Below are 20,637 nucleotides of genomic sequence, written 5' to 3' on the forward strand. Positions count from 1 at the left end.
TTTATTGAAAGAAAAAAGTACTGCGTTTTAGGGCAGTACTTAATGCATTGTGATGAAAAAAGCAGAGAAATAAATCCCTGCTTTCTCAATTAGTAATTTATAACCTTATCTAATTCTTTTTCATCGATGGTTACTTCATTTAGATAACGCTCTAAGCTATCATCCAATTCTTTCATCCAAGGTGTATGGTGAGGTTCAGCGCTTGTGCCATCCATGACCGACTTGTAAACCTGATCCCTGTAGTTCAGGATATTGACCTCCTTGTCGTTTAACCAGCTTTTAAACATCTCTGCCACACGATCTAAATCGAATGCAGGATAATCCGTATAACTGATCAAATTCTTGATGTAATCTGTCTGGAAATCTACATGCTCAGGACCAGTTACGGTTTTAGCCTCGTAATCCATCCACTGTTTAATGTCGGCATCTCTTTCCTCTTTAGCTGGGAAATCAACTCGCCCCAACATATAATCCCTTGCAAACCATGCCTGAGTATCAAACATGTTGAATGTATAGTATTGGTCTTGCATTCCTAAGAATATAAGTCGCTCATTTTCATTGAATACTACACCTTTATATAAATTGTCTGGATACAGACAGTTCTTCGTCTTTAAACGCAAATCATCCGGTAGGAAAGGGAACTTGTGCTGATATCCTGTACAAAGGATCACGGCGTCATAATCTTCAGTTGTTCCATCTTTGAAATAAGCAGTATTGCCATCAAAGTGAGTTACCAACGGTTTTTCCTTGATTCCTTCTGGCCATTTCGTGCCAATTGGGTTTGTCCTATAGGAAATGGTCACCGAGTCACTGCCATGTTTGAAACATTGAACCGCAATATCCTCAGCAGAATAACTACTTCCGATCAACAACAACTTTTGTCCAATAAATTGATCCGCACCACGGAAGTCATGCGCATGCATCACGGCACCTGGAAAGTTATCAATACCTTTGAAATAAGGCATATTAGGTGTTGAGAAATGACCTGTACCTACTACAAGATAATCGAAGTACTCCTCGAATGTCTCATTCTTTTGTAGGTCATCAAATACGACCCTAAATTGTTTTTTATCTTCGATATAGTCAACCCAGCGAGCTACCGTATTGAATTTAATATAATCTCTTGCGTTACTTTTCTTAATTCTGCCTTGAATGTAGTCAAAAAGCACTTCACGTGGAGGATAGGACGAAATAGGCTGCCCAAAATGCTCCGTAAAAGTATAGTCTGCAAATTCTAGACATTCTTTTGGCCCGTTGGACCATAAGTATTTATACATGCTTCCATGTAATGGTTCGCCAAATTTCCCTACACCCGTTCGCCAGGTATAGTTCCACATGCCGCCCCAATTATCTTGTTTTTCATAACATTTAATTTCTGGGATGGGATTACCTTTTTTCTGTTCTGATTCAAATGCTCTTAACATAGCTAAACCACTAGGGCCAGCTCCAATAATTCCAACTTTAAAATCTGTCATATTTTATTCTTTTTATAAATTTTTTAAATTTTTCAATGTGCCATTATCTGTAGATAGATGCAATAAGGCTGTAATGATTCCCATTAGGGGAAATAGAAGGCGTGTTGATTTCTTTGGCAGATAATTACCAAATATTCGTGACGCTAAAATTAAAGGAAGTAATAATTAGGTGATGCTGAATGATCATTATACACAAATGTGTTTTTTTCCTTCACTGTTGCAAAGGTACGAATAATATTCATTAATTAAAAATATTAACGAAATAATATTCGGATTAACCAATGGTTTTATCGGAAAACCAATGATTAATATTTGGTTCTGTTAGGAATTGTTTGGCAAATTTGACCGTTCAGAAATTAAGTCCAATTGCCTGCGTCCCTGTTGGTTTTGGTATATGATTTGCTTTTATCGGGTAGGATTTACCAAATTAATTCTAGCCCCATTTTCAATTAAATTAAGGGATTGCGTGATTTTGAGCAAAATCTGTTTATTTTAGGAGTAAATTAAAAAAATCATATATGGCATCAGGAATATTCGCGGTTTTGGATGATATCGCCGCTCTTATGGACGACGTAGCAGTTGCAAGTAAAATCGCAACTCGGAAAACCGCAGGTATTTTAGGAGATGATTTGGCCGTGAATGCCGAAAAAGCAACCGGATTTTTAGCATCTCGGGAGCTTCCGGTCCTCTGGGCAATTACGAAAGGCTCCTTTGTCAATAAGCTGATTATCGTGCCTGTCGCCTTATTGCTCAATGCTTTCCTTCCCGTAGTGATAAAATATATTTTATTGATTGGTGGTGCTTATTTAGCTTATGAAGGAGCGGAAAAAGTTATACATTATCTTTTTCACCGGAAGAAAGAAGGGCAGGAGGTCATTCAGGAACAAGCTTTGGAAGGAGAAGCAGCAGAGTCTGCAAAGGTTAAATCCGCAGTCACTACCGATTTTATCTTATCCGTGGAGATCGTAATCATAGCATTAGGAACTGTACTTGAAGAAAGCCTTGCCATTCAGATCCTAACGGTTTCTGTGGTTGCTATCCTTGCTACGGTGGGTGTATATGGTATAGTCGCCCTGATTGTGAGAATGGATGATGCCGGACATAGCCTGATCAAGAAATCGAACGATAAGGGAATAGCTGCTAAATTAGGACACCTCCTGGTAAAACTTTTACCGATTGTGATCAAGGCCTTAGGGGTAATCGGAACGATAGCTCTATTATTGGTTGCAGGGGGTATTTTTGTGCATAATATCGATTATTTCCACCATTTCCTTCCACAGGTTCCTTCAATCGTGAAAGAATTTGGAATGGGTCTTGTAGTAGGTTTTATTGTACTGGGAATTGTTCTCCTGGTCAAGAAGATCTTTGGGATAGGAAAGGATAAGCATTAATTTATTTGTGGGGCGGGTTAATTTTTAGCAATTTGCGCCACAATAGGTCCTGGCCTAAACCGAATAAAATTTCTACAAGAAATAGTATAGATTATTTATGAAAAAGATATTAAACATTATTTGTTTCGTTGCTGTTTTAGGGGCATTTACTGCCTGCTCCAAAGAGGATGAAGAAGTAAAGACTCCAAAAGACACTGCAGAACTGATTGGAAAATGGGTTAAGGTTGATGGAATCCGTAATTCAGATACTATTATCACCGAAGGTCCTCATTTGGACACCTTAAAAATGCTTGAATTCACAGCGGATAATAAATTGACGGTGAGTCGTGGACAGTTCTGCGTTTTCACGGCTGCAAAAGATAAGAGCCAATCTGGCGATTTTGAATATTATTCAGTAAACAATAGTATTTACCCTGGCCTCAATGACAGGATTAAATATAACCAAGGTTGTACGAATGGAATGCCTGTATCTCTTCAAGGCAATGTTTTACGCATTGGATTTCCTACGGATGAGGCTTCTTACGAAGAATATATGAAAGTTACACCTGCAGAAACCCCAGAGGTTCCTGAAACCCCTGAGGTTCCTACAGAACCAACTCCTGTTGGATAAAAAAGACTTTTGAGGAAAGCCCAAAATTAATTTTGGGCTTTTTTTATTCTAGTTCCAATAAAATAAAAACCCCCGACCAGGTGGTCAGGGATTTTTTTATATGGCCATCCGCCATGTTATTGTTAAACATTTCTTTATGCTTAGAGATGTAGTTTCATCCCTTCGTGACTTGCCCTAAAACCCAGCTTCTCATAAAATTTCAAGGCATCTGGTCTTACTTTATCTACGGTGAGTTGAAGGACATGGGCACTTTTTTCTTTTGCTCTTCGGATCGCATATCGGATCATCTTTTCGCCATAACCTTTAGACCGCTCTGCTTTATCAATCCTAACCCCTTCGATCTGGGCCCTGATTCCTCCACGATAGGTCAGGTATTGGATAAATGTCAATTGCAAACAGCCAATAATTTTGCCATCCTCAGTTTCCATTACCAAAAGCTCTTGGTTTTTGTCCTCATTGATCTTATTGAAGGCAGTAATGTACTCCGCAGGAAGTGGATGCCGATAAGCCTCGCGCATGTTCCCTAACATATCGTCCGAAAGTAATTCTATGATTCTTTCTAAGTCCATAATATGGGCTTTTCTAAACTTCATGGTAGATTTTCCTATGTTTGCATAGTAAATGTACGAAAAATCCGGAATAAAAATAAAAGGATAAAAAGAAAGAATATTTTTTTTGACATATCTTAATAAGGAACTCGGAACGGAGCAATGTTTATCATGAAAAGGTTAAGGACTTTATTGGCGTTCAGTTCGTTAACCGAAGTTTAACGATGACAGAGTCTAAGGGAGGAAATCGTACAGATTCTTTACTAACTGTTCAGAATTGGAAACCTACATTTCATCACAAGCAAATTGTCTGATTTTCAATTTTTAGCACTTTATTACATAAATCTTCCATCTTATTACATTTTCACCTGCTACTATTGTAATTTTTTCTAAAATTATGTAACTTGTTGATAGATAGTTTGTTGGTGGATATTAATTTATCCATTACTCCCCATTTATCAACAATTTAATTAACATTTTTCGAAAAACACTTAGTATAGGAGGTATATCATGGAAAGTCTAAAATTTGAAATTGGAAAGGTTTCTCTGCATCAATTAAACAGTGTCAAGGACGCATTAAATGAAATAACAAATATCAACGATTGGCAGATTGCCCCTTATGTGGATGGATATTTGCTCTCTGTAAAGGGCATCAATATTGTAAGTTATTCCATATTAAAATCCATTACTGCACTGGGGATAAATGCAGAACAACTTTATGAAGAATAGGTTCTTCAGTACGAGCTTGAGTCAAGGGATTCCCTTGACTTTTTTCGTTTATTTGGATTGGGCTGTAGGTGTTTGATTGTTTGCTAGTGTTTCTTAGTTAAATGCTCTACCTAGTTATTAGTATACACATTTAGTTTTTTCCTTAAGATCCTCCGGATGGTATGTATCCTCGTTTTTATTGTTCCTTCTTTAATATCCATTGTCTCCGCGATTTCATAGTATTTAAATCCTTCTAGGTACATACTTATTATCTCATAATTTTCCGCTGATAAAGACTTGATTGACTTTTCGATATCGCCTAAAACAAACCTTGATTCAGCATTGTTTTTCGAACTTCGATTTTCCCCAGTATAGGTGAGTTCTTTTTCTGCGGTTCTGTATAAATTAAGGCGTCTATATTTATTCAAATAGATATTTTTCATGATCACGTACAACCAAGCAACTATTTTAGGGTGATTGATGAATTTTTCAATTGATTTCAGGGAGCGGATAAAAGTTTCTTGAACCAGCTCGTCCTTTTCGTTTTGATCTGTAGTGAAGTTATTTGCCAACCGATTTAAAATTGGTGAATTCTGCACAATCACATCATTAATTAGATTTTTCATGATTGAATGTTATATGTTATGTAACATTATAACGTATTGTTTATGAGCATGTTTTGCGCTGTTGGGTACATTATGACAAAACAGGTATTAAAATTTATTTCAGGTATTAATCTCTTGCTTGATCTGAAATTTTAAAACTTGAATTTATAGGATTGTACGGTTTCGAACTGTTAATTTCCACTCAACACGAAAGTTGAATGGATTTGGATTCTTTTGTTACACTTAAATTTGTAGCGAAATTGCGACAAATACCTGAAATCAGTTAAAAAGTACTGAATTGTCTTTAATTCAAGCATGCCCCAAGCTGATAGCGATTAATTTTAGTTAATTTTAATAGCTTAATTAGAAAGTTAACTAAGTATTGCCGATGAAATATAAAGTTGATTTAGAAAGATAGAGTTCTTAATAAATTAATGTAAATAAGTAAACTAATTAAAGTAAAAAAAGAAAAGGTTAATTAGTCATGCTAACTACAAGAAAAGATTCATTTCACAATTCTGTTAACAAAAAAAGATATACACTCCTGCAAGAAGATTGTAAAAGTGATTTTTTATGCTTTGATGTCTTCTTTAAGGAAGGGCCCTTTGCAATTCTTGTTTTAGACAAGAACTTTCATGTTATACGTGTTAATGGGCGATTTGATTACATATTTGGGTTAAAAGGAAAGGAGTTAATATCTAGAGATATTTTTGAGTTTTTGAACTCAGAAGATGCATATAGATTAAAGGGGATTTTTGAAAATAGAGACGAGTCCAGAAAACCATTGTTGGTCAATTTGCGATTTAAGAAAAACAAAAGTTCCTTCCTAAATATTGAAACCTTTATTAAAAAATATATCAATCAATTTCAGGATCCGCATTATTGCATGCTCCTTTTTGATAAGAAATTTTATCCCCACCATCATTGGGTGGAACTGAAAAAAGAAGTGTTTCAGGCCATTGTTGATACCCAAGAACAAGAAAGATATAGGATAGGAACCCAATTACATGATAGTGTCGCCCAAACCCTATATGCCATAAAATTAAACCTTCAGCACCTTGAAAAGGATAATGTCGGTAGTAAAAATGAAATGCAGAACATTAAACTGATGTTGAACGATGCTATTGCGCAAATACGGAATATCTCAATCGACTTGGTTCCTGCTGTTCTCCATGATTTTGGACTCAAGGCCGCAATCCAGTTTATGGTTAACCGAATTGATATGTCGGATTTCAAAATTACCACTGTCATTACCAAGAAAGTTGAAGAGTTAGAACAAGAAGTTAAGTTAGTAATCTACAGAATCGTCCAAGAACTATTGAATAATTGCCTGAAACATTCCAATGCAAATAAAGTCGCAGTAAAAGTAGGAATGAATGAAAACAAAATTCAAATTATGGTAAAGGACAATGGTGTGGGCTTTTCTGAGGAATTAGCAAATAACATGAAAAAAGGAATTGGTTTGAGAAGTATTAAAAATAGAATTGATTTATATCAAGGTGAAATAGAAATTTTGGAATTAAAAAAAGGAACCGCAGTGGACATAACTTTAAACGTATTTTAAAAATGGGCGATATTAAGATACTTTTAGCTGAAGATCATTTAGTGGTTAGAAATGGTATTAAGCTGCTTTTGAATTCCCAGACAAATTTTAATGTAGTGGCCGATGTCAGTAACGGCATGGACGCCCTGCAAACATTAAGTTCAGATGTGGAGGTCGATGTTGTCATTACGGATCTCGGCATGAACAATCTTGACGGTTTACAGCTTATCCAAGAAGTTACCGCAAAATACCCACATATTAAGGTCATAGTACTGACTATGCTGGACTGTGAACAGCATATGTTCAAGGCTTTTGAATATGGTGCAAAGGGCTATTTGGTTAAAAATGTGGGTTCGGACGAACTTATTTTCTGTATCAATCACGTGGCTCAGGGCGGGAAGTACCTATGTGAAGAGCTAGCTATTGGATTTATCAATTCAGGTATTGAAAAAAACAGGAACAAAGACCTCGAGTTTGATCCGGTAGCACTTGATCTGACATCCAGGGAATTGGAAGTGTTGGAACTCTTAGGTGAAGGCCTCACAAACCTAGAAATCTCTAAAAAATTGTTCTTATCTAAACGTACCGTTGAAGGACATAGGCAAAACCTAATTGATAAAACAAAATCTAAGAATACACCCGCACTGATTAAATATGCCGTTCTTAACGGCTTGATTCAATAATTTCTAAACTTTATCAAGGTTCGATTTGTTCTTCCATTGAATATGTCGAACCTTGATCAATATAATAAAAAACGTGATTTCACCAAGACAGCCGAACCCCAGGCAAAAAAGGAAAAAATCAAATCTGCAGGCCAGCATTTTGTCGTTCAGAGGCACCATGCCAGTAGGCTACATTATGACTTCAGACTAGAAATCGATGGCGCACTGAAGAGTTGGGCCGTGCCAAAAGGACCTTCCCTAAATCCTAAGGACAAACGATTGGCTGTTCAGGTCGAAGATCATCCATTAAGCTATGGCTCTTTTGAAGGCCATATTCCCAAGGGAAATTATGGCGCCGGTACAGTTAGTATCTTTGATGAAGGAACTTATGTCCCCTTGGAAGCAGCGTCGGATAAGGATTTCCTAAAGCAATGGAAAAATGGAAACATCAAGTTTACCTTGAAAGGGAAAATCCTGAAAGGTGATTTTGCTCTCGTCAGAATGAATGGAGCAGATTCCGACAATTGGCTTTTGATCAAACATAAAGATGAATTCTCTTCGGATAAACCCTTTGACGCGGAAAAGTTGGTCAGTGATTCCGTTAAGGCTGAAGGGAAAGACTTTAAGAAAAAATCAACCAAAGCTAATTCTGGAACTGTAAAAAAAAAGTCCCAAAGTATCGAGGATAAACAGCTGAAACCCATGCTCGCAAAATTAAGCCAATCCATTCCTGATTCCCACGACTGGCTATTTGAGAAGAAATTTGACGGTTTTCGCTCGCTTTATTATGCTTTGGACAGCATAAAGAAATTAATCTCAAGAAATGGAAATCTCCTGAACAAGAAATTCCCCAGTATTCTCAACGATCTCGAAAACCTAAGCAGACCTTGCGTCCTTGATGGTGAGATCGTGATTGAAAATAAACAGGGAATATCCCAATTTCAATACCTTCAGTCTGGAGAACCTATACAAAATAACCTTCAACTCTATTTTTATGTCTTTGATATCCTGTATCTGGATGATGTAGACCTGAAATCTTATGCTTTAACAGAAAGGAAAGAAATACTAAGGCTTCTGATTTCCAAATATAAATTCCAACATATTAAATTGGTTGAGGAAATAATCCCCGAACATCAAGACCTCTTAGCCTATGTTAGGGAGCAAAAATGGGAAGGGATTATTGCTAAGCTTAAGGATAGCACCTATGATATGGGCCAGAGGAGTGGGAAATGGCTTAAGATAAAAATACGAAATTCCCAGGAAGCCATTATCTGCGGATTCACTAAACCTGAAGGTTCTCGGTCTTATTTTGGTGCATTAGTTTTAGGGATCAAGTCTGGAGGTCAATTCAAATATATCGGCAATTGTGGTACTGGGTTTAATGAGGAACTGTTAAAATCGCTTTCTACTTTATTTAAGCCCTTACAGACCCAGACCAAACCCTTTTCAGAGGCTGAAAAAATAGCCAAAGAGAAAGATGTCACTTGGTTAAGGCCTCAATTGGTTTGCGATGTTTATTTTTCGGAATGGACCTTGGACGAACATCTGCGTCATCCGGTTTTCAAAGGTATCCGAGATGATAAGTCCGCCGAAGAAACTACCAAGGAAGAACATGCAAACGAAGTGTCAGGAAAGGAAACTAGGATCATGGATAAAGAACTTAAATTTGGAAAAAAAACGATCAAATTGACCAATCTAGATAAACTCTATTGGCCGACAGAAAAAATCAGCAAAGGAGATCTTTTAGATTATTATGAAAAGATGGGTGATTATATATTACCATATCTGAAGGATAAACCTATTTCCATGAATAGGTTCCCCAATGGAATCGATAAACAGAGCTTCTTCCAAAAAGACGTTGATCCTGATAAAATCCCTGCTTGGCTCAAGACGACCGAAGTATTTTCTGAAAGTACATCCAAAACCATTGACTATCTTTTATGCAATGATCTGCCAAGCTTACTCTATATCGTGAACCTCGGATCTATCGAAATAAATCCATGGCTTTCTACCTACAAAAAGCCTGAAAAACCGCAATATGCTGTTTTGGATTTAGATCCAAATGGCGCAGATTGGGCAGATACCATCGATGTAGCCCTAAGCTGCAAGGAAATTTTGGACAGAGGAAATATTCCTGGTTTTATAAAGACTTCTGGCTCCAGTGGATTACATATCTTTATGAATGTTGCAGGTAAGTATGACTACCAAGTCGTCAGGGATTTTGTCCAATTTATTGCTGAATTGGTCCATCAAATGCATCCTGAAACGACCAGCTTGGTTCGGGATCCTAAAAAAAGAAAAGGCTTAATCTATCTGGATTATCTCCAAAATAAAGAAGGACAGACTATAGTAGCACCTTATTCCGTTCGTCCCAAGCCTAATGCTACAGTCAGTACACCCGTTCTTTGGGAAGAAGTGAATTATGACCTTTCTATTCAAGACTTCCATATTTTTAATGTCTATGGTCGAGCCAGCAGCATTGAGGATCCCTGGAAAGACCTCAATGGCAGTAAAGTCGATATAAAAAAGGCCCTGTCTAAATTTTAAGCCAAACTGGCCTTTAATTTTTCCAATAGGTCGGTAGCTTTGGTATTTTCCACATTGATCTTTCGGATGGTAGCGCGTTTGCCTTTGCTCTTCTGATTGATGATTTTCATTAATTCTTTGGAATATTCATTTTTGAAAGCGGAGATATCAAATTCCTTACTATTCATTTTGATGAGCTGAAGAGCCATATCCATCTCCTGTTTAGAGATTTTACTGGAAGTTGTTTTTAACTCTTCCGTATCCCTAATTTCTTCCTCAAACCGGAGTTTGTTGAGTAAGAGAATGTTCTTGTATGGTTTAATGATCGCTAGGTTTTCTACACTTCGCATAACAAAGGTCCCTAAACCTGCCATTTTACTTTTTTCCAAAGCCTGTAATAATAATTGATAAGCTTTTTCCCCTGATTTTTGAGGCTCCAAATAGTATGGAGTGTCAAAATATATACTGTCGATTTCTTGCAGTTTGACGAAGGTTTGCAAATTGATCATTTTGTTCTTTTCGGGCATAGCTTCCTCAAAGTCGGCATCTTCCAAAACCACATATTTATCCTTCAATAAATACCCCTTTACGATATTGTCCCAACTTACTTCCTTACCCGTATCTTCATTCACCCTCTTGTATTTGATATTTGCGTGATCTTTGCGGTCTAACATATCTAAATCAAGACTGCTGCTTTGCGTGGCTGAAAAAATCTTGATAGGGATATTTACTAATCCAAACCCAATGGCTCCTGTCCAAATAGCTTTCATACGATGTTTTTATTTTAATAAACAATCTTTAGGAAATATAGTTCAGTGCTTCTCACTGAACGATTTTAAGCTTCGATTGTTCTCGATGAATAAAAAGGATTATTTATTGTTTTATGATGAAGATAAATGAAGAAAAATTAAACAGGATTGGAGAATACCTCCAATCAAAAAAATTAAAACTATCCTTGGCAGAAAGTATGCCTGCTGGCTTTTTTACTAGTATATGGAGTTTGCAGACCGAAGCTGGGGAATATCTTGAGGGTTCAGTTGTCTGTTTCAGTGAAAAAGTAAAAACCCATGTTTTAAAAGTCCCTAAAAATCTTCTTGAAACTTATTCGGCAGAATCCATGGAAGTAACTGAAGCCATGCTAAAGAGCATAATGGCTACCATACCTGCCGATATACACATAGCCATTACGGGCAAAGCCTATGATGTCAAGCAGACCCAAAAAAATCAGTGTGAGACTGGTGACGTCTTTCTTTCTATTTCCAATAAGGGTAAAATAATTTCTAAAAAATATCATTTTTCAGAAAGCAATGCAGCCGATGTATTTATTTGTGCATTCAATGCCTGTTTAGATTTATTGGAATTAGAGTTTGAACTAACAGCTAAATAGTAACCCTTCCACCGGTTGCTGGGATTGTAGCTCCTGAAATATAGGATGCCGCATCTGAAGCAAGGAAAACATATATGGGAGCAATCTCTTCGGGTTGTCCAGGTCTGCCCATAGGCGTATTGCTTCCAAATTTTTCATGGTCGGGAATCGTACTGGGAATCAATGGTGTCCAAATAGGACCTGGAGCAACGGCATTTACCCGAATGCCTGTGTTTTCCTCAAGGAATTTCTGCGCCAAGCTAGAGGTGAAGTTTTGTATGGCGGCCTTACTGGCTGCATAAGGCAACAAGGTTGGGTTAGGATCATAGGCATTCACCGAGGTCGTATTGATAATACTTCCGCCAGCAGGGATATACTTTTTTGCATATTTTACCAAATAAAACATCGCACTTAAATTTACTTCAAATGTTTTGTTCCATTCTTCCGCAGTGATATCTTCAATATCCTTATAGGTCATCTGATAGGCCGCATTGTTTATAAGGACATCTATTTTTTTAAATTCCGTGATACATTGCTCAATGAGTTTTTTACAATTGAGTTCTTCACTTAGATCAGCCTTAAATAGAATGACCTTCGAACCAGCTTGTTTAACCCATTCGGCAGTATCATAGGCATCTTCGTTCTCTATTTCATCCTTATAGGCAATGACTATATCAGCGCCTTCCCTGGCCATGGCGATGGCGATTGCCTTGCCAATACCCGAATCACCGCCAGTAATGATCACAACTTTCCCTTCCATTAATCCATGCCCAACATAGCTGTTCTCGCCATGATCGGGTAAAGGATCCATTAATTTCGTTTCCCCAGGAGGGGATTGTGGCTGTTTCTTAAATGGAGGTGCTGGATATTTTGTCTCTGGATTATTCGTTTCTTGTACTTTCTTCTTCATAGCTTCTTCTGATTTTTTGTTGTTATGTTCCGTGAATAGAACAATTCTACCCGATATTCGTTCTGCTAAAAAACAATTCATCATGATGCAAGAAAACAGCTTATACAAGATTTTATTTGATGGAGCAAGTTCCGAATTGTTGGTCGAGATTGTTTTGAGGACTTTGATCATGTTCCTGCTGATTTTGATTATCCTTCGTATTTCTGGAAGAAGAGGGGTGAGGCAATTGACATTATTTGAAGTGGCTATTATCTTAGGCTTAGGTTCTGCAGCAGGTGACCCTATGTTTCAGGATGACCTCCCGATATTACACGCTATCCTGGTTTTTCTAACCGTTATTTTGCTTTACAAAGGGATTACCTGGTTGACAGCAAAGTTCAGTTTTGTGAACAAAATCATGGAAGGTGATCCCTTTGTCGTGGTAAGGGATGGCGAATTTGCCGTCAATGAAGAAAATATAAGCAGCTTCTCAAAAATGGAATTCTTCGCAGAGCTGAGGAATGAATCCATCGAACATCTAGGTCAAGTCCGAACAGCAGTTTTAGAAACAGATGGCAGCATGAGTATTATCCGCTTCAGTAATGAAAATATTAAGTTTGGTCTTCCACTTTTTCCAGACGATTATATTGAGATTGAACCGCTCCAGCCCGAAGAAGGTCCATTTGCCTGTATGTACTGTGGCAAGGTGATGGCAGTAGTAGGTCAAAATTTAACTTGCCCGGTATGCCAAAAAAAACGCTGGACAAAAGCTATCAATACTTTGACCCCTTAATCAATTATCGGGAAAATAGAGTTTGACCGCTGTTCCTTGATTGATTTCACTGCTTACTTCTATTTTTCCCTGAAGCTTTTCCATCATCCGCTTTACGATGAACAAACCTATTCCGTTACCGTGGAAATTACCTGCATTCGAAGCTCTATGCATATTGGAAAATATTTCGCCCATTTCAGCTGTTGGTATTCCAATCCCATTATCCCTGATATAATAATAAATCCCATTTTCATCCCTTTCGCTATCAATACTCAACATAGGTTGATCTTTTTGAGAGGAATATTTGATGGCATTATTAATAAGGTTAGAAAAAACCTGATTTAAGGAGTTTGGCTCAGCATTAATGGGATGTAATTCTCCCAAATCTATTTTCAGTTCTGTTACCTGGTGAATAAATTTGGCCTCATTGATCCAATGGTTAACCTTCTCCGAAATATGAACTACCTTTTTGCCAATTTTATATGTTCTTGCCTCGCTCAAAAGAGAGGTTTTGTCGATGATCTGTGTCAAGCTGCAAAGGGCATCTTCAATCACATATAACCAGTCCTTGAAATCATTGTTTTGATCCAAATGCTTTTTACGGATATTTTCTATAGCAATCCTTGCAATGGAAATTGGGTTTTTGGCATCATGCACTAAGGTATTGGTAATCAATTCCAATTCATTATTATAATTTAAATGCTGAACATGGGATTCAATGGTTTTGAGTGCAACATTTTTCTCTGTTACATCGATAGAAGTATGTAATATAGCATAGGTCTTATTGTTCTCATCCGTTAAGGCCTTATATTCAAAATCAAAAAAACGTTTGATTGGAATTCCGTCCTTCAGGATTTCAGCCTCTTTATCTGTTGCGGTATAACTCTTTCCGCTATGCCATACATTTTCCAATATTGCTGAAAATCCACTTTCTTTGAAGGAAGGAAAAACTTCACTGAATAGTTTACCGCTAATATCCCGCTTGGCGCACCACATTTCTAACATAGCCTCATTGACAAAAGCAATACGTAAATCAGGACTATCGTATATAGCAGTCGCTAACGGAGAATAATTAAGGATTTCGTTTAAAAATTTGTAATCTTCAGGTAGCATAGAATTATTACGTATACGATTGCAAAACAATAAATTTATTGAATTTTAGGTTACTCACAAGGCAACAAGGAAGAAGGGATTCTATCTCAAATTCCGGTTAACCGTAAAATGCTGGATAGATTTTAAACCTATTTTTAAAATATTTCCTCAAGGAAAAACCCTCAAGCGGAGAGCAGGAGGGTTTTAGGAAAATGAAGGTTTTATAAATAAACGATTACTGTAATAATATCAAATCAAACTGTAGATTATGAAATCTGTTAAAAATCAGTGTTTTATAAACGGATGAAATTTCTGAAATTAATTTTTGTTTCGCCGTTTTGAACGGATGCCATATACGGCATATCCCAATACTAAAACACAGATAAGGATCAAAAAAATAGTTAGTAAACTCGAATCCATTGTTTTTTCCTTTCAATTAAAATACAACTTAAATTATTTCTGAACGTCAAAAGCCCTAAAAAACCGTATTTTACTCTGTAAAAACCGTATTAATTTTCTATTTATTCGTAGAAAATAAATACAGGCAAAAGAATTGAGGTTTCTTCTGCCTGTCAATATGGAAATGGGTGTTTGAGTACTTATTAAAAATCTCTTAACTCTTTGATGTGTTGATGAGCTTCCAATTGAGTAGCAAGTTGTTGCTGCAGAATCCCTGTCAAGTCTTGATAGTCATCTAAACTATCGCTTAAAATTTCCTTATAGGTTTCTTTGAATTCATCCTCACCTTTCTCGCAACTCTCCAAGATAGCCTGAGATATGGAAGGTGAAATGGCAGATTTGATATCCATCCAAATCCTGAAAATTTTACCGGTAAAATTACTGTCCTCTGTCGGCTCTTGCCCAAACTGCTCTAAGCAAGGGCTTAACTCAATGATAAATTGACGTGATTGCTCAATGTATTGCTGAAACAAAACCTGTAACTCCCGTAGATTCGCATCGCCTGCAATTTCTATTGCTTTCTTGTACCCTTTAATACGGTCATTGTTTATTTCAACTGCTCGATTCACTAAGTCTATTTTCTTTTCGTTATTTTCCATGGCTATATATTTTAAATATTGAACCATTTAACGTATTTCATAGTTTTAACTTTTTCATATTCAGGTATTTGTCCCTGAATTGATGTGTAAATACTGCCTATGTTTTTGATGTAATAATTTTTAATAATCTATCTTGGATTCTTTTAGCCCTTGACCCTGTGGGCATGCTTTTATTTTTTCTTATCCAGTTACTTAAACTTCCATCTTCATACAGACAGATTATTTCTGGCAGGATGTAATGCTTTAACGCTATGCCTTTACTGTTCCCCAATTCTTTGGCTACCACTTTGACAGTTTCTTGAACCTGATTATGGCGCTGTTTTGGGTCTTCGGAATATTCGCTGTTTAAAAATATTTCTAGGCATAGATAACAGGCATTCCAAGTCCTAAATGTTTTGCAGGTAATGTGCTGTTGATAAACATGATATAGATATGCATTTAAATGTCCAGAATCCAATTGCTGGATTTTATGGTTACTGTCTTCAAATTGAAATAATTGCTGTCCAGGTATTGCTTTTACCTTTTTCAATAAACTGGCTAAGTTTTTTGCAGTTATTTTTTTTTCTTGAGCAACACCCTTCTTACCTATATATTTAAAACAGATCTTATTTTTATCGATGGATAGATGTCGATTTTTCAATGTAGTCAATCCAAAGGATCCGTTCTCTTTCTCATAAAATTGATTGCCAGCTCGCATGGAGGTTAGATCCATGATCTGTAGAGCCAAAGCTGTTACTTTTTGAAGGTCAATTTCTTTGCGCTTTAAATCTTTCCTGATCTGTTTTTTTAATTTACCGAGACCTCGAGCGAAGGGTAGGAGCATGGCAAATTTATCTTCCTTTCGCAGAGCTTTCCATTTGGGATGATAGATATATTGTTTTCTGCCTTTTATATCGTAGCCTGTGGCCTGTAAATGACCAGTTTTAGAGGGACAGATCCAAACTTTCTTCCAATTCGGAGGTATGACCAAGGATTTGATCCTAGTAAGGGTTTTATCGTCGGAAATAGGTTTTTTATTTTGGTCAACAAAGGAAAACCCTTTACCCTTTTTAATTCTTGAAAAGCCGGTAATATTACTGTCAACATACTTAAGACCTTTAATCTTATCGATTGAACTATGGGTAAAGGATTTTTCCATTTTTTAATTAATGATTCCGGAGGACATTAATCATTTCTCCCTTTTTTCATTAGATTGTTTTCCAGAATTATCTGTTGTTTCTGCTTGTGAATTACCATTTGACTTAGTACTTTCTTTTGACGGATCGGCTTTAATGTTAGTACTTCTGGAATCCAATGAGTTTTTGTTATGGGGATGTTTATCTACTGCTGTATTTCCTTGTTTTTTCATGTTTTCCTCCATGTTCGATGTTAATTAAATAACACCTGAAAATACAATATGTTTATGTTTTAAATACTTGTTTTCCGAGGAAAATACCTACTGAAAATGAATGTAATTTATTGTGTCTAAATAAGATAGCCAAAAAGATAGATTGCTTTCTGCTCCTTGATTTTTATTGACCCCATATTCTTCCAATCCATCGAAACATGCCATGTTTTGATAATCAAATAATACTTCTCCAGTCATATTGATACCTAAAAACCATGAAAATGCCTGAAGGACCCTTTCTGGACAATTAATGCCTGTCTCATGATGGATCAGTTCATCATAAAGCATGATCGTACTGGAGACTTCTATAGGCTGTTGACCATAATCGCTAAGAGAACCATCCTTTTTCAGCCAGTCCGTGTTGCCGATACTTGCAAAATATCCTTTTTGAAAGACGGCTTGGTCCAAGTAGCAGCTGCTGTGCAAGGCAACTTTCTCAAGCTCCTTGTTCCTGAAAAAGCGCGATGCCCTTAATAAACTCAACGGAAGAATGGCATTGTCGTAGGAAATCACTTCCTCAAACCAATTCCAATTCTCATCCTGAGCAGCATGATACTCATTCATTAAAAATTGACATGAACTTTGGAGCTGTTTTTGGATTTTCACATCTTCAGGAAATTTTTCAAGGTAATGTATAAGACCTAAGATCTGGTATGCAACGGCCCTGACTGATTCGCAGTTTTCCATATGCGGATAGGCACGATCAAATATTTCCTTGGCAATAGCATGGAAGTTGGCTATTTCCTCTCTAGAAAGTAGATAGCCTAAGGCCCATATGGTTCTCCCAAAACTGTCCTCAGAACCTATCCGCTCCAAAAAAGCATGGTCAAAGGACATAAAGTTCCTAAAGGTACCATCGGATTTTTGGGCATAATGGATAAATGATAAATAAATACTGATATACTTATTTCTGTACTTGGGTTCTAAATGATTAAATGCTTTACAAAATAATAACAGGGCCCTGCAATTATCATCCAAACAATAGCCGTGATGATAATCTGGGATATTGAATTTTGCATGCTGAATGATTCCAGTAGGTTTTGTCAAAATTTCAATGTAGGAAAAATCCACCCTTGGTACCCTCTCGAAGAAACCCTTCAAAGTTTTCGTCATACTTGTTCTTTCCACATGATTTTTCTCCATCATGAAGTAGCGTTATGAAGAAATTAAGTTCTTAGATTTTCCAGGATCTAGGAACTTCATTGTTTTATCTTGGTATATTATGCTCTGAATTTTTGCTTTCGGATTAAGAATGGAGGATATTAAGCTCAAATGTAGTTTCCCCACATTTATCCAAGACATGGATTTACCAAAACTTTCAGCTCGCTTTTGATAACTCTCCATCAACCATGGCTTTTCAATCAATTCATTGATGCAATTTGCCAATCCTGAAGCATCATTGAAATCAAATAGCACCCCTCTACCTTCAGCCAAAAGATCCTTGGCATACCAATATGGCGTTGAAATTACGGCCGCTCCAGCACCAAGTGCAAAGGATAGGGTCCCACTGCTCATTTGGCTTTCATTTGGATATGGCGTTACATAGATATCACAGGCTTTAAGATATTGTTGTAATGTCTCATCATTTACAAAGTGATTCACAAAAAATACCTTGCCTGAAAGATTAAGATTGCCTGCCTGTTGCATCAAACTATTCTTATAAGTATCTCCTTCCTCTTTTAATACATTTGGGTGGGTAGCACCGAGGATGATATAAACAAAATTGTCCGAACGGATTTTTGAGGTAGCTTCAATGGCAATTTCATACCCCTTGCTTCTTCCAAGTAGTCCGAATGATAGCATGACCTTTTTATCTTCCAGACCTAAAATTGATTTTGCTTCTTCCTTGCTTAACTTAAAGTTCGGGACACCATGTGGAATCAATGTAAGTCGATTGGGGTTGACATGGTAAACTGTTTCCATCATTTCAATTCCCCGCTGTGTCATGACCGTAATCTTATCACTAAGGATGCTTAATTTTTGGATGACCCTGAACTCTTGAGGATTGGGATTTTGAAGGATAGTATGCAGATTGCTGATTATTTGAAAGTTGACCCGTAGCATGAAATCCAAAATGAATTCTCCCGCCTCACCTCCGAAAATTCCGAATTCATGCTGTATTATGCAACAATGGTAGCGTTGATTGTTTGCCCAATCTGCTGATTCTAAATAATCTATTTTTTCATTTCTTTTAATGGTCCTTTTAACCTCAGGAGGAAATGAATGTTCAGAACCGTCGGTGATAGCGATGACATCAACTTCATTGGAATTATCCATGATGGAGTTAAATAAATCATGCGTAAAAGTTGCTATTCCACATTTCCTAGGCGGGTAAGTGCCAATAATCAAAATTTTCATAGATATCCTTTTGCAAATTGTTTATAATTAATTCTTTACTATGTGTTGAACATTCCATAACAGGAAATTGTTCAGGTCCATTCTTCAGAAAAATTAAATATGACAAAGAATAAACAAGACCAGTTTTTAATCGTTATAAATAAGTTGTTGACTTTTAATCAAAACTATAATGGGAATAACAATAAACCGAAAGAATATACTTTTTAAACCAAAGTTGGATAGGGTATTGGCTCGCCGATTCAACCTTTCACCCGAAAGGTCAAAAAGGATTATTGAAAGGGTAATGAAATTAAGCGATGAAAAGAAGAATGCATTGATCACCCAGATTTTAAGAAATTATGCACGTAGACATCGCAGTGTTTTGAATGTATTGGAGCGAAACTATAAACTCAAAGCCCAGGAAATCAAAGACCTCCAGATTGATGCCAAGAAATTAACGGAAGTTGAAAAATTACTGATCGGATCGTATTTTACCATGGAATATTCTATTGAAGCTGCTGCCTACTTCAATCCGTCCATCGTGATATCACCGGACCAATCCCAAACGCATGAAGGAGAGAAAAGGGTGATATTGAGCTTTAGGGCAGTCGGAGAAGGGCATTTATCTTCCATCGTTTTCCGTTCGGGAATCATAGACAAAAATCTAAACATCGAACTTGATGAAGTAGGTATTTTATTGGATAAACCTAAACATGTCAAGAATTACCGATATAAGAAAGATGATTTTATAGAAAAACTGATGCAAATGCATACCGTTCAGGATGATATTAAAGAAATCATTGAAAAGAAATTGACGGAGACTTTTACCTATGATGAATTGATGCGATTTGTCAAGGAAATCGAAGAAGATAATGAGATGACCCATGACAATCAGATTCTGATGCATCAGATCATGTGGTTGGCCTCATCACATTATGAGATTTCGTATTCCTTGGATACATCGATCTCTGAACGAGTGATTTTTCCGATAAGTGATACCGAAAAAAATGGGATTGAGGACGCGAGATTTGTAGCTTTCAAAAGCGAAAAAGGCAATACAACCTATTATGCAACTTATACCGCATATGATGGCCATACCATCCTCCCCAAACTGCTTTCGACCAAAGATTTCATCAACTTCAAGGTTCAACCTATCAACGGGAAAATTGCTAATAAAGGGGCTGCACTTTTTCCTCGAAAGATCAATGGGAAATATGTCATGCTCTGCCGGATAGATGGAGAAAACAGTTATGTGTCCTTCTCCGATTCCATTACCAATTGGCATGGTGAAATCCATTTGGTCGCTGAACCTGAGTTTCCTTGGGAGTTTATCCAAGTCGGGAATTGTGGATCCCCTCTCGAAACGGAGAAAGGTTGGCTGGTGATTACCCACTCTGTAGGTCCCATGCGAGAATATGTGATCGGCGCCATGCTTCTCGACCTACATGATCCTAGCAAAGTCCTGGGAAAATTAACAGAACCACTGTTGTTTGCCAATGAAGAAGAAAGAAATGGGTATGTGCCGAATGTGCTCTATTCCTGCGGACAGATCATCCATAACAATCAATTGATTTTGCCATATGCATATTCTGACCATGAGTCTACTTATGCAACGATATGCTTAGATGAATTGCTCAACACCTTGTTGGAGGAAGGAAATCCCTAGGT

20 protein-coding genes are annotated in these 20,637 nt (G+C 37.0%); 9 read left to right on the forward strand and 11 right to left on the reverse strand.

What is annotated here, in order from left to right:
- Positions 1 to 89: 89 nt before the first annotated feature.
- Positions 90 to 1,475 (reverse strand): NAD(P)-binding domain-containing protein, encoded by a 1,386-nt coding sequence (locus NLF99_RS14530; RefSeq protein ID WP_185211672.1) that lies wholly within the window; start codon positions 1,473 to 1,475, stop codon positions 90 to 92.
- A 518-nt stretch (positions 1,476 to 1,993) separates the two neighbouring features.
- Between NLF99_RS14530 and NLF99_RS14535 the strand changes: the two genes are divergently transcribed.
- Both NLF99_RS14535 and NLF99_RS14540 read left to right on the forward strand, forming a co-directional pair.
- Positions 1,994 to 2,866 (forward strand): DUF808 domain-containing protein, encoded by an 873-nt coding sequence (locus NLF99_RS14535; RefSeq protein WP_185211673.1) that lies wholly within the window; start codon positions 1,994 to 1,996, stop codon positions 2,864 to 2,866.
- A 97-nt stretch (positions 2,867 to 2,963) separates the two neighbouring features.
- On the forward strand, positions 2,964 to 3,476 hold the full coding sequence (locus NLF99_RS14540; protein WP_254529137.1) for a hypothetical protein: 513 nt from the start codon (positions 2,964 to 2,966) through the stop codon (positions 3,474 to 3,476).
- A gap of 140 nt (positions 3,477 to 3,616) precedes the next feature.
- On the opposite strand, the gene NLF99_RS14545 is transcribed toward NLF99_RS14540, so the two are convergent.
- Positions 3,617 to 4,045, reverse strand: coding sequence for a GNAT family N-acetyltransferase (locus NLF99_RS14545; RefSeq protein ID WP_214649456.1), 429 nt, complete (start codon positions 4,043 to 4,045; stop codon positions 3,617 to 3,619).
- Between the two features lie 489 nt (positions 4,046 to 4,534).
- Between NLF99_RS14545 and NLF99_RS14550 the strand changes: the two genes are divergently transcribed.
- A complete protein-coding gene (locus NLF99_RS14550; RefSeq protein WP_185211676.1) occupies positions 4,535 to 4,753 on the forward strand; it encodes a hypothetical protein in 219 nt (72 codons plus the stop codon).
- Between the two features lie 110 nt (positions 4,754 to 4,863).
- Here the strand turns inward: NLF99_RS14550 and NLF99_RS14555 are convergent, their stop codons facing one another.
- Positions 4,864 to 5,358, reverse strand: coding sequence for an RNA polymerase sigma factor (locus NLF99_RS14555; RefSeq protein WP_185211677.1), 495 nt, complete (start codon positions 5,356 to 5,358; stop codon positions 4,864 to 4,866).
- 463 nt (positions 5,359 to 5,821) lie between these two features.
- Between NLF99_RS14555 and NLF99_RS14560 the strand changes: the two genes are divergently transcribed.
- From NLF99_RS14560 to ligD, 3 genes are read left to right on the forward strand one after another with little or no spacing between them, the layout of a single operon-like run.
- Positions 5,822 to 6,901 carry an ATP-binding protein gene (locus NLF99_RS14560; RefSeq protein WP_185211678.1) on the forward strand — a complete coding sequence of 360 codons (1,080 nt, stop codon included), beginning with the start codon at positions 5,822 to 5,824 and terminating at the stop codon, positions 6,899 to 6,901.
- A gap of 2 nt (positions 6,902 to 6,903) precedes the next feature.
- Positions 6,904 to 7,563 carry a response regulator transcription factor gene (locus NLF99_RS14565; RefSeq protein ID WP_185211679.1) on the forward strand — a complete coding sequence of 220 codons (660 nt, stop codon included), beginning with the start codon at positions 6,904 to 6,906 and terminating at the stop codon, positions 7,561 to 7,563.
- Between the two features lie 42 nt (positions 7,564 to 7,605).
- Positions 7,606 to 10,089: a DNA ligase D gene (gene ligD / locus NLF99_RS14570; protein WP_254529138.1), complete on the forward strand. Its 2,484-nt coding sequence runs from the start codon at positions 7,606 to 7,608 to the stop codon at positions 10,087 to 10,089.
- Here ligD and NLF99_RS14575 read toward each other — a convergent pair.
- On the reverse strand, positions 10,086 to 10,838 hold the full coding sequence (locus tag NLF99_RS14575) for a Ku protein (RefSeq protein ID WP_254529140.1): 753 nt from the start codon (positions 10,836 to 10,838) through the stop codon (positions 10,086 to 10,088). The two genes, ligD and NLF99_RS14575, sit on opposite strands and share 4 nt — an antisense overlap.
- Before the next feature lie 113 nt (positions 10,839 to 10,951).
- On the opposite strand from NLF99_RS14575, the gene NLF99_RS14580 reads away from it, so the two are divergent.
- Complete coding sequence (locus NLF99_RS14580; RefSeq protein ID WP_254529142.1) at positions 10,952 to 11,455, forward strand: CinA family protein; 504 nt, start codon at positions 10,952 to 10,954, stop codon at positions 11,453 to 11,455.
- Here NLF99_RS14580 and NLF99_RS14585 read toward each other — a convergent pair.
- A complete protein-coding gene (locus NLF99_RS14585; protein ID WP_254529144.1) occupies positions 11,448 to 12,344 on the reverse strand; it encodes an SDR family oxidoreductase in 897 nt (298 codons plus the stop codon). The genes NLF99_RS14580 and NLF99_RS14585 overlap by 8 nt on opposite strands.
- Positions 12,345 to 12,426: 82 nt before the next feature.
- Here NLF99_RS14585 and NLF99_RS14590 point away from each other — a divergent pair, with 82 nt between their 5' ends.
- Positions 12,427 to 13,116: a DUF421 domain-containing protein gene (locus NLF99_RS14590; RefSeq protein WP_237235549.1), complete on the forward strand. Its 690-nt coding sequence runs from the start codon at positions 12,427 to 12,429 to the stop codon at positions 13,114 to 13,116.
- Here NLF99_RS14590 and NLF99_RS14595 read toward each other — a convergent pair whose 3' ends face one another.
- From NLF99_RS14595 to NLF99_RS14620, 6 genes are all read right to left on the reverse strand, one after another.
- Complete coding sequence (locus tag NLF99_RS14595) at positions 13,117 to 14,208, reverse strand: PAS domain-containing sensor histidine kinase (RefSeq protein ID WP_185211684.1); 1,092 nt, start codon at positions 14,206 to 14,208, stop codon at positions 13,117 to 13,119.
- Between the two features lie 581 nt (positions 14,209 to 14,789).
- Entirely contained in the window at positions 14,790 to 15,245 is a 456-nt protein-coding gene (locus NLF99_RS14600; RefSeq protein WP_254529146.1) for a PA2169 family four-helix-bundle protein, read from the reverse strand.
- A 97-nt stretch (positions 15,246 to 15,342) separates the two neighbouring features.
- On the reverse strand, positions 15,343 to 16,383 hold the full coding sequence (locus NLF99_RS14605; RefSeq protein ID WP_254529148.1) for a DNA topoisomerase IB: 1,041 nt from the start codon (positions 16,381 to 16,383) through the stop codon (positions 15,343 to 15,345).
- Positions 16,384 to 16,413: 30 nt separating this feature from the next.
- Positions 16,414 to 16,593: a hypothetical protein gene (locus NLF99_RS14610; RefSeq protein ID WP_185211687.1), complete on the reverse strand. Its 180-nt coding sequence runs from the start codon at positions 16,591 to 16,593 to the stop codon at positions 16,414 to 16,416.
- A gap of 87 nt (positions 16,594 to 16,680) precedes the next feature.
- Positions 16,681 to 17,778, reverse strand: coding sequence for a hypothetical protein (locus NLF99_RS14615; RefSeq protein ID WP_254529150.1), 1,098 nt, complete (start codon positions 17,776 to 17,778; stop codon positions 16,681 to 16,683).
- Positions 17,779 to 17,787: 9 nt separating this feature from the next.
- Positions 17,788 to 18,990 (reverse strand): glycosyltransferase family 4 protein, encoded by a 1,203-nt coding sequence (locus tag NLF99_RS14620; RefSeq protein WP_254529152.1) that lies wholly within the window; start codon positions 18,988 to 18,990, stop codon positions 17,788 to 17,790.
- A 169-nt stretch (positions 18,991 to 19,159) separates the two neighbouring features.
- Here NLF99_RS14620 and NLF99_RS14625 point away from each other — a divergent pair, with 169 nt between their 5' ends.
- Positions 19,160 to 20,635: a glycoside hydrolase family 130 protein gene (locus tag NLF99_RS14625; protein ID WP_254529154.1), complete on the forward strand. Its 1,476-nt coding sequence runs from the start codon at positions 19,160 to 19,162 to the stop codon at positions 20,633 to 20,635.
- The last annotated feature ends 2 nt before the right edge of the window (positions 20,636 to 20,637 follow it).

Source organism: Sphingobacterium sp. LZ11T8, assembly GCF_024261425.1.
Taxonomy (GTDB): Bacteria; Bacteroidota; Bacteroidia; order Sphingobacteriales; family Sphingobacteriaceae; genus Sphingobacterium.

Coding starts and splice junctions, on each gene's coding strand:
- NLF99_RS14530 (WP_185211672.1), bottom strand. CDS start 1,475: ATGACAGATTTTAAAGTTGGAATTATTGGAGCTGGCCCTAGTGGTTTA.
- NLF99_RS14585 (WP_254529144.1), bottom strand. CDS start 12,344: ATGAAGAAGAAAGTACAAGAAACGAATAATCCAGAGACAAAATATCCA.
- NLF99_RS14610 (WP_185211687.1), bottom strand. CDS start 16,593: ATGAAAAAACAAGGAAATACAGCAGTAGATAAACATCCCCATAACAAA.
- NLF99_RS14580 (WP_254529142.1), top strand. CDS start 10,952: ATGATGAAGATAAATGAAGAAAAATTAAACAGGATTGGAGAATACCTC.
- NLF99_RS14555 (WP_185211677.1), bottom strand. CDS start 5,358: ATGAAAAATCTAATTAATGATGTGATTGTGCAGAATTCACCAATTTTA.
- NLF99_RS14535 (WP_185211673.1), top strand. CDS start 1,994: ATGGCATCAGGAATATTCGCGGTTTTGGATGATATCGCCGCTCTTATG.
- NLF99_RS14625 (WP_254529154.1), top strand. CDS start 19,160: ATGGGAATAACAATAAACCGAAAGAATATACTTTTTAAACCAAAGTTG.
- NLF99_RS14605 (WP_254529148.1), bottom strand. CDS start 16,383: ATGGAAAAATCCTTTACCCATAGTTCAATCGATAAGATTAAAGGTCTT.
- NLF99_RS14540 (WP_254529137.1), top strand. CDS start 2,964: ATGAAAAAGATATTAAACATTATTTGTTTCGTTGCTGTTTTAGGGGCA.
- NLF99_RS14575 (WP_254529140.1), bottom strand. CDS start 10,838: ATGAAAGCTATTTGGACAGGAGCCATTGGGTTTGGATTAGTAAATATC.
- NLF99_RS14545 (WP_214649456.1), bottom strand. CDS start 4,045: ATGGACTTAGAAAGAATCATAGAATTACTTTCGGACGATATGTTAGGG.
- NLF99_RS14620 (WP_254529152.1), bottom strand. CDS start 18,990: ATGAAAATTTTGATTATTGGCACTTACCCGCCTAGGAAATGTGGAATA.
- NLF99_RS14550 (WP_185211676.1), top strand. CDS start 4,535: ATGGAAAGTCTAAAATTTGAAATTGGAAAGGTTTCTCTGCATCAATTA.
- NLF99_RS14600 (WP_254529146.1), bottom strand. CDS start 15,245: ATGGAAAATAACGAAAAGAAAATAGACTTAGTGAATCGAGCAGTTGAA.
- ligD (WP_254529138.1), top strand. CDS start 7,606: ATGTCGAACCTTGATCAATATAATAAAAAACGTGATTTCACCAAGACA.
- NLF99_RS14565 (WP_185211679.1), top strand. CDS start 6,904: ATGGGCGATATTAAGATACTTTTAGCTGAAGATCATTTAGTGGTTAGA.
- NLF99_RS14560 (WP_185211678.1), top strand. CDS start 5,822: ATGCTAACTACAAGAAAAGATTCATTTCACAATTCTGTTAACAAAAAA.
- NLF99_RS14590 (WP_237235549.1), top strand. CDS start 12,427: ATGATGCAAGAAAACAGCTTATACAAGATTTTATTTGATGGAGCAAGT.
- NLF99_RS14615 (WP_254529150.1), bottom strand. CDS start 17,778: ATGATGGAGAAAAATCATGTGGAAAGAACAAGTATGACGAAAACTTTG.
- NLF99_RS14595 (WP_185211684.1), bottom strand. CDS start 14,208: ATGCTACCTGAAGATTACAAATTTTTAAACGAAATCCTTAATTATTCT.